The organism is Mycobacterium sp., from assembly GCF_049683935.1.
Classification (GTDB): domain Bacteria; phylum Actinomycetota; class Actinomycetes; order Mycobacteriales; family Mycobacteriaceae; genus Mycobacterium.
The window spans coordinates 1-7,897 of record NZ_JBAUJR010000427.1 but is presented as its reverse complement, the minus strand read 5'-3'; the positions used below and the strand labels follow the sequence as shown (position 1 = coordinate 7,897).

9 protein-coding genes are annotated in these 7,897 nt (G+C 66.0%); 5 read left to right on the top strand and 4 right to left on the bottom strand.

The genetic code is table 11. The annotated features are described in order from the left end of the window. From WA965_RS24010 to WA965_RS24000, 3 genes are all read right to left on the bottom strand, one after another. A partial coding sequence (locus tag WA965_RS24010) for a cobalt-precorrin-4/precorrin-4 C(11)-methyltransferase (RefSeq protein WP_526448149.1) occupies nt 1-569 on the bottom strand: 569 nt, incomplete at its 3' end. A gap of 37 nt (nt 570-606) precedes the next feature. After that, the gene (locus WA965_RS24005) at nt 607-1,185 is read right to left on the bottom strand and encodes a TetR family transcriptional regulator (RefSeq protein ID WP_526301215.1); all 579 of its coding nucleotides are present in this window, start codon (nt 1,183-1,185) and stop codon (nt 607-609) included. Between the two features lie 23 nt (nt 1,186-1,208). After that, on the bottom strand, nt 1,209-2,201 hold the full coding sequence (locus tag WA965_RS24000) for a LacI family DNA-binding transcriptional regulator (protein ID WP_526301257.1): 993 nt from the start codon (nt 2,199-2,201) through the stop codon (nt 1,209-1,211). Between the two features lie 136 nt (nt 2,202-2,337). Between WA965_RS24000 and WA965_RS23995 the strand changes: the two genes are divergently transcribed. The 4 genes from WA965_RS23995 to WA965_RS23980 are packed head-to-tail and all read left to right on the top strand — an operon-like array spanning nt 2,338 to nt 6,590. Beyond that, nucleotides 2,338-3,765, top strand: coding sequence for a sugar porter family MFS transporter (locus WA965_RS23995; protein WP_526301217.1), 1,428 nt, complete (start codon nt 2,338-2,340; stop codon nt 3,763-3,765). After that, a complete protein-coding gene (locus WA965_RS23990; protein WP_526301219.1) occupies nt 3,762-4,667 on the top strand; it encodes a sugar phosphate isomerase/epimerase family protein in 906 nt (301 codons plus the stop codon). The genes WA965_RS23995 and WA965_RS23990 overlap by 4 nt, the downstream gene beginning before the upstream one ends. A gap of 17 nt (nt 4,668-4,684) precedes the next feature. Then, entirely contained in the window at nt 4,685-5,716 is a 1,032-nt protein-coding gene (locus tag WA965_RS23985; RefSeq protein ID WP_526301221.1) for a Gfo/Idh/MocA family protein, read from the top strand. Nucleotide 5,717: 1 nt separating this feature from the next. Then, a complete protein-coding gene (locus tag WA965_RS23980; RefSeq protein ID WP_526301223.1) occupies nt 5,718-6,590 on the top strand; it encodes a sugar phosphate isomerase/epimerase family protein in 873 nt (290 codons plus the stop codon). An 11-nt stretch (nt 6,591-6,601) separates the two neighbouring features. Here the strand turns inward: WA965_RS23980 and WA965_RS23975 are convergent, their stop codons facing one another. Further along, a complete protein-coding gene (locus WA965_RS23975; RefSeq protein WP_526301225.1) occupies nt 6,602-7,477 on the bottom strand; it encodes a LysR family transcriptional regulator in 876 nt (291 codons plus the stop codon). Between the two features lie 74 nt (nt 7,478-7,551). Between WA965_RS23975 and WA965_RS23970 the strand changes: the two genes are divergently transcribed. Continuing rightward, a partial coding sequence (locus WA965_RS23970; RefSeq protein ID WP_526448148.1) for an MFS transporter occupies nt 7,552-7,897 on the top strand: 346 nt, incomplete at its 3' end.

Below are 7,897 nucleotides of genomic sequence, written 5' to 3'. Positions count from 1 at the left end.
GGGCAGTCGGGGCCGTAGTCCGCAGCAAGCTCCGCCATCAGTTCGCGGGTCCGGGTGATCGCCAGATGCAACACCACCGTGGAACGGGTCGCGGCGAATGCGGCCAGCGACTCGGTCTGCGGCATCGCGGTGGAGCGCTGCTGGGTGCGGGTCAGCACCACCGACTGGGCGACCAACGGAACCGTCAGTTCGCGACCGACCCGCGCCGCGGCGGCGGCGTAGGCGGGTACCCCGGGCGTCACCGACCACGGCACCCCGGCCGCGTTCAGCCGACGGGTCTGCTCGGAGACCGCCGAATACACCGATGGATCACCCGACACCAACCGCACCACCGCGCGGCCGGCCCGGTAGCCGTCGATCAGGTGACCGACGATGGCGTCGAGGTCGAGATGTTCGGTATCGACCAGTGTGGCGTCGGGCGAGCAGTTCGCGAGGACGTCGGCGTCGAGGTAACTGCCGGGGTAGAGGACGGTGTCGGCCCGGCCCAGCAGTCGGGTGGCACGGACGGTCAGCAGGTCCGCAGCGCCGGGGCCGGCGCCGACGAACTGCACCGCACGGTCGTCGTCCATCGATCAGCAGTGTAAGGGAGCGCCCCCGGTTAGCCGCCTATCGCGGCAGTCCGCCCTCGAGGATCTCCAGGGCCGACAGGATGGCTTCGCCCGACATCGGTGCGTCATCGGCGGCGGCCATCAACACGCCGGTGATCGCGCCTGCGGTGACTCGCATCTGATGGTCCTCCGGGGACCGGCCCAGGCGTTTGGCACACGCGTCGGTGAGCAGTCGGATGGTGCGGATGTACTCGTCGTAGAGTGCGCTCTTCGCCTCGGGCAGCGTGTACATCAAGCGCTGCCGGGCGATCGCGAAGTCGTAGTCCGCGCCGGCCATCGACATGAACACCGCGCCGACCGCATGGCGATACGCCGCCACCGGGGACAGCTCGGCCGGTGCGGCCAGAAAAGCCTCGACGATCGGTTCGATGAACTCATCGGAGATCAGCACCGCTTCCTTGGAGGGGAAATACCGGAAGAAGGTCCGCGGCGACACATCGGCGGCCTCGGCGATCTGGTCGACCGTGGTCTGCGCGTATCCGTTGAGGTGGAACAGCCGGAACGCTTCACGACGCACCGTCTCACGGGTGCGCATCTTCTTGCGCTCCCGGAGACCGGGTTCGTCGCTGGCATTCACCCGCCGATTGTGACAGCAATCCGTCAGGCGCGCGGCGCCCCTGTCGTCCCGCGCACGATCAGTGTGGGTTCCAGAACGACGTCCGCCGCTCGCGATGGCCCTTCGACGAGCATCTGAACCGCCAGTTCGACGCTGTTGCAGGCGATCTCATCGGCGTCCTGGTGGATGGTGGTCAGGTTGATCCGCGGGTTCTCCGACAGCCGGGTGTCGTCGTAGCCGATCAGCGAGACGTCGCGCGGAACGTCGACCCCGGCACGGGTGAAGACGTCGAGAATGCCCAGGGCGCAGCGGTCGTTGCCGGCCAGCACGGCGGTGGGCAACACGGGCTCGGAGAGCATCTCCCGCGCGGCCGCGGCGCCGGCGTCTTCGTTGTGCGCTCCGGCGATGATCCTGACCTCAGATGCCAGGCCATGGACCCGCATCGCCGCCTTGTAGGCGCGTCGCCGGTCGGCGGAACCGGGATCGGTGCCGCCGTCGACGTGGTGGATGGTCCGGTGTCCGAGCGTGACCAGGTAGTCGATTGCCTGTCGGATCCCCTTGGCGTCGTTCGTTCGCACCGTCGACAGCATTGTGCCGGCGTCCCGTCCGGGCAGCCGTCGACAGGCCACCACCACCGGAACCTTGTGCGCCAGTTCGGTGAAGAACTCCGTCTCCGCATTGGGGCCGAGCAGCACCAGTGCCCCACATCGGTGGCTGAGCAACGAGTCGACGACTCTGGCCTCGGTCCGGTCGGGCAGGTTGGCCGACAGCAGGACCTCGTAGCCCAGCCGTTCGGCAGCCGGGTAGATGTGGGTGACCAACTCGGACTGGAACAACTGCCGGACGTCGGTCATGACGCCCAGGGTGCGGCTGCGTCCCTGGGCCAGGAGTCGCGCGGCGGAGTCGGGGCGGTACCCGATCTCCTCGGCGATCGCCAGGACCCGCTGCCGGGTCTCCTCGCTGGCCCCCGGCTTGCCGTCGAGAATGAACGACACCAGCGTGCGTGACACCCCGGCGCGTTCGGCGACGTCGGCCATCGTCAGACGGCGCGGGCGGGGTTCGGCCAAGGCGGTGATCCTCCAGAACGTGACGGTTGACACATCAAGGGTGTCGGTTCATAGTAGACCTCACGCGCTTAACTAACGCGCGTTAGTCACCGAAACGAGGTCATCGATGTCCGTCCAAGACGCGCCCGCCCCGCCGGGCCGGTTCCTGACGAAGCTGACGGTCATCGCCACCCTCGGCGGCCTGCTGTTCGGCTACGACACCGGTGTGATCTCCGGCGCACTGCTGTACATGAAGGACGACCTGCAGTTGTCCGCGTTCGGCGAGGCCACCGTGGTCAGCTCCCTGCTGTTCCCGGGCGCGGCCTTCGGTGCCCTCTTCGGCGGCCGGGTCGCCGACAGAATCGGCCGCAAGCGCACCCTGCTGGTGTGCGCCGGCCTGTTCCTCGTCGGCGCCATCGGGTGCGCCCTGGCCCCGAACGTCCAGATCATGGTCGCCGCGCGCATCGTCCTCGGCCTCGGAGTGGGTGCGGCCGCCGTCACCTGCCCGCTATACCTGGCGGAGATGGCGCCCGCGGACCGGCGTGGCCGCATGGTCACCATCAATGAGCTGATGATCGTGACCGGTCAGATGCTGGCCTTCGCCACCAACGCCCTGCTCGACCGGCTGATCCAGGACCCGCATGTGTGGCGGACCATGCTCGGGGTGGCCTCGATCCCCGCCATCGCGCTGCTCGTCGGAATGCTCGTCCTTCCGGACTCGCCCCGTTGGTACGCGGCGAAGAACCGACTTCCCGAGGCCCGGAAAGTGCTGTCCCTGAGCAGAACACCGCGTGACGCCGAGGTCGAGTACGCGGTGATCGTCGATCACACCAGTCATATGCTCAAGACCACCACCACCCCGTTCTCGGTGATCCGCGACGTGCCGTGGATACGACGGATCGTGCTGATCGGGTGTGGTCTCGCCATCGTTCAACAGGCCACCGGAATCAACACGGTCAACTACTACGCACCCACCATCCTGGAACAGAGCGGACTGGGCGTGAGCGCCGCACTGGTGGCCACCATCGCCGTCGGCGTCACGTCGGTGATCACCACGATCATCGGCATCATCCTGCTCGGCTACATCGGCCGTCGCACCATGCTGCTCATCGGCTTCGCCGGGGTGGCTGCCTCCCAAGCCGCGCTGGCCGCCACGTTCCTGTTGTCCGCCTCCACCACCCGCAGCTACGTGATCCTGGCCTGCATGGTGGTGTTCGTCGGGTTCGTCCAGATGTTCATCGGTACATGCGTCTGGCTGCTGCTCTCGGAGATCTTCCCGCTGTCGGTCCGCGGGTTCGCGATGGGCATCGCGGTCTTCGTGCTGTGGTGCACCAACGCGATCATCTCGTTCGCATTCCCGCTGCTGAACAACGCCCTTGGCTCCACCGGAACCTTCGCCCTGTTCGTCATGGTCAACATCGGGTCGTGGTTCTTCGTGCGACGCCTCGTACCCGAAACGAAGGGCACCTCGCTGGAGGAACTCGAAGAGCGCCTCGAAGCCGAGGGAGCCGATCCTCACGCCCCTCCGTCACACCCCGAAAGGACATCTGTATGAGCACCATTCGTGTTGGATCCGCACCCGACTCATGGGGGGTGTGGTTTCCCGATGACCCGCAGCAGACGCCGTACACACGATTTCTCGACGAGGTGGCCGCGTCCGGCTATGAGTGGATCGAGCTCGGACCCTACGGCTATCTGCCGACCGACCCGGACAAATTGTCCGACGAGCTCGCGGCGCGCGGGCTGAAGCTGTCGGCCGGCACCGTGTTCGAGCATCTGCACCAGGACGACTCGTGGTCGGCGGTGTGGAAGCAGATCGAGGACGTCGCCAAGCTCACCGCCGCGGTGGGTGGCACGCATGTGGTCGTCATCCCCGAGATGTGGCGCGACCCGGCAACGGGTGCGGTCCTCGAAGACCGCAACCTCACTGACGAGCAGTGGCGCAAGAAGACCGGCGGGATGAACGACCTCGGCAAGGCGATGTTCGAAACATACGGTGTCCGTGCGCAATACCATCCGCACGCCGACTCCCACGTCGATACCGAGGACAACGTCTACAGATTCCTCGACGGCACCGACAGCAGGTACGTCAACCTGTGCCTGGACACCGGCCACATCTCGTACTGCGGCGGTGACAACATCGCGATCATCCGGCGCGCCCCCGAGCGCATCGGATACCTGCACCTCAAGCAGGTCGACCCCGAAGTGCGTGCCAGAGTCGAAGCAGAAGACCTGCCGTTCGGCGAGGCGGTGAAGCTCGGCGCGATGACCGAACCGCCGCTGGGCATCCCCGACATGCCGCCGCTGCTCGCCGAGATCGAGAAACTCGGCATCGACGTGTTCGCGATCGTCGAGCAGGACATGTATCCCTGCGAGGTCGACGCACCTCTGCCCATCGCCACCCGCACCCGAAAGTATCTGGGCGCGTGCGGCATCCCGGCCATCCGCTTCAATTGAGACCCGAGGAGACGAACATGACCGACCTACGCGTAGCAGTCCTGGGTGTCGGGCTGATCGGCGCCCAGCACGTGGACCGGATCCACCGTCGTATCAAGGGCGCCAGGGTTGCGGTCGTCAACGACTACGTGACCGACAAGGCCGAACAGCTCGCCGCGGGTATCGACGGCTGCCGTGCGGTGTCGGATCCGCTCGACGCGATCGCCGATCCAGAGGTTGATGCCGTGGTGCTCGCAACGCCGGGGCCCACCCACGAGAAGCAGTTGCTGGCATGCCTTGAACACGGCAAACCGGTGCTGTGCGAGAAGCCGCTGACCACCGACGTCGAGACCTCGCTGGAGGTGGTCAAACGCGAAGCCGAGTTGGGCCGCAGGCTGATTCAGGTCGGGTTCATGCGCCGCTTCGACGACGAGTACGCCGCGCTGCGGGCCATGATCGAAGCAGGTGAGCTCGGCGCACCACTGGTGATGCACTGCGCCCACCGCAACCCTGCAGTGCCCCATAATTTCACCAGTGAGATGGTGGTGCGTGACTCGCTGGTGCACGAGATCGATGTCGCCCGTTTCCTGTTCGGTGAAGAAGTCACCTCCATCCAGATGGTGAAACCCGCGGCGAACCCGTCGGCGCCGGGCGGGCTCGCCGACCCGCAGATCGCGATTCTTCGGACCGCCGGCGGCAAGCACGTCGACGTCGAACTCTTCGTCACCACAGGGATCGGCTACGAGGTGCGGACCGAGGTCATCGGCGAGAAGGGCAGCGCGATGATCGGTTTGGACGTCAACCTGATCCGCAAGAGCGCGCCCGGTTCGTGGGGCGGCGCCGTCACTCCGAGCTTCAAGGAACGGTTCGGCCGGGCCTTCGACACCGAGATCCAGCGGTGGGTCGACGCGGCGCAGCAGGGGAGTGCGACCGGAAATTACACCGACGGGCCCGGTGCCTGGGACGGATACGCCGCGACGGCGGTCTGTGAGGCCGGCGTCGAATCCCTCCACAGCGGACTTCCGGTGCAGGTCGCGCTTGCCGACCGCACCACCATCGAGGGGGCCTGACATGAAGGTTGCGTTGGATCCGACGCCGTTTCATCATGATTACTCGTTGTTGGAGTTGCCGCGGGTGGTGGCCGAGTTGGGCTATGAGTATCTGCAGTTGACTCCGCATCGGGATTTCATTCCGTTCTTCAACCATCCGCGTGCTGATGATGCGTTGGTGGCGAAGTTCCGCGGCGCGTGTGCGGACGCGGGGGTCGGGATCGCGTCGGTGTTGCCAGTGTTGCGGTGGTCGGGCCCGGACGAGGATGCCCGGGAGGCGGCGGTGCACAACTGGAAGCGTGTTGTGCAGATCACCGTGGATCTGGGGGTGAACGTGATCAACACCGAGTTCTCCGGGCGTCCGGAGCGTGCCGAGGAATCGGAGCGGGCGTTCTTCCGGTCGATGGAAGAACTGGTGCCGATCTTCGAGCGGGAGGGCATCGATGTGCGCATCGATCCGCACCCGGATGATTTCGTCGAGGACGGCATGGAGGCGCTACGCATCATCCGTGGGGTGAACTCGGCGAATATCGGGATGGTGTTCGTGGCGTGTCACAGCTTCCACATGGGCGGTTCGATGGCCGAGATCATGGCCGCGGCGGGGGACAAGCTGCGGTTGGTCCATGTGGCGGACACGATGGATCATCACCGCAGTCATGGGTTGCGCTACATCACCAATCCGCCGGGTAATCCGGTGCGGGTGCATCAGCACCTCAAGATCGGTGATGGTGATGTGGATTGGGATGAGTTCTTCGGCGGTCTGGGCCGGCTCGGCTTCTACGACCGCGACGACACCGTCATGGTCTCCAGCGTCTTCGCCGAAGACGAGACCGCCCACGACGTCTCGCGCTACCAACTCAAAACCATCACCGACTACATCACCAAACACCGCTGACCCAACGAGAGTCAGCGTGCCGCATCGGCCAGTGCATCAACGAATTCAGCGACGAGAAGGTCCGCATCGGTCCGGAACAGTGCGCTCATCGCGATCGTGAGTGGTGACCGGACCCGGACAGTGTTGATGCCGTCTTGCCCGGCAGCCGAACTCGTGGGGACCAGGGCGACCCCGAGTCCGGCGGCGACCATCGCGAGCTGACTGTTGATCGACAACGCCAGATGTTTTGCGTAAGGCGAGAATCCGGCGTTGCGGCAGCAGGCGGCGACCTGGTCGTGGTAGTCGGGCGTGCCCGAACGCGGTATCCAGACCCACGGCAGTTCGGCGGCCTTCGACAGATCTGACTCAAGGCCACGCGGCAGATCCCAGCCGATGGGGGCGGCGAGGACGAATGGCTCGCTGGAAAGGGTGACGTGCCGCAGCCAGGCGCGGGCCGGGCCATGGCGGACGACCGCGATGTCGATCTCGCGGCGCTGCAGCAACTCTGAGCCGAGGTGGGTGTCGACTTCGCGCACGCTGATCTCGACACTCGGTCGCGAACGGGAGTGAGTGGCCAGAGCTTTCGGCAGGACGTGGGTGAATGCGGTTGTCACCGCTCCGATCCGGAGCTCACCGAGCTGGCCCTCGGCGGCCATCCGGGCTGCCGACTCGGCGTCATCCGCTGCGGCCACCACCCGACGGCACCGGTCGAGGAACACGCTGCCCGCCGACGTGAGCACGACATGTCGTGTTGTTCTGTTCAACAGCAGCACACCGAGGCGCTTCTCGATCGCCTTGACCGACGACGACAGCGGTGGTTGGGACATTTGGAGGCGTTCGGCGGCCCTGCCGAAGTTCAGCTCCTCGGCGACTGCGATGAAGTACCGGGCCTCGCGAACCTCGACCATTGATAGCGCTTTCCTATAACTCAAAGACGTTATTCGACCTTCACACGATAAATGATGTCGGGTCCAATGGTCGGGTGTTGATCCCCGCCCTCGCACCGGTGTCTGTCGAGCGTCGGCTCGTCCTGACCCTGTGGTGTGCGGGGCTGGCGGCATTCGCAGCGATGTATGCGCCGCAGGGACTGCTCCCGCAGATCGCTCGTGAGATGTCGGTCGATGCATCCCAGGCGGCATTGCTGATATCAGCCGCCACGTTGGGCCTCGCTGTGTCTGTGCTGCCGTGGGCGTGGGTGGCCGACAGGTTCGGGCTGCGGTCGGCGATGCGGACGGCGGCCGCGGCGGCCGCGGTGTGCGCTGTCGTCGTGCCCTTCTCGCCGACCTTCGAGATGCTGCTCGCGGGGCGGCTGATTCACGGTGTTGCGC

Excerpts from the sequence above, each read along its gene's own strand:
- WA965_RS24000 (WP_526301257.1), bottom strand. The coding sequence starts at position 2,201 with ATGGCCGACGTCGCCGAACGCGCCGGGGTGTCACGCACGCTGGTGTCG.
- WA965_RS23980 (WP_526301223.1), top strand. The coding sequence starts at position 5,718 with ATGAAGGTTGCGTTGGATCCGACGCCGTTTCATCATGATTACTCGTTG.
- WA965_RS23995 (WP_526301217.1), top strand. The coding sequence starts at position 2,338 with ATGTCCGTCCAAGACGCGCCCGCCCCGCCGGGCCGGTTCCTGACGAAG.
- WA965_RS23985 (WP_526301221.1), top strand. The coding sequence starts at position 4,685 with ATGACCGACCTACGCGTAGCAGTCCTGGGTGTCGGGCTGATCGGCGCC.
- WA965_RS23975 (WP_526301225.1), bottom strand. The coding sequence starts at position 7,477 with ATGGTCGAGGTTCGCGAGGCCCGGTACTTCATCGCAGTCGCCGAGGAG.
- WA965_RS23990 (WP_526301219.1), top strand. The coding sequence starts at position 3,762 with ATGAGCACCATTCGTGTTGGATCCGCACCCGACTCATGGGGGGTGTGG.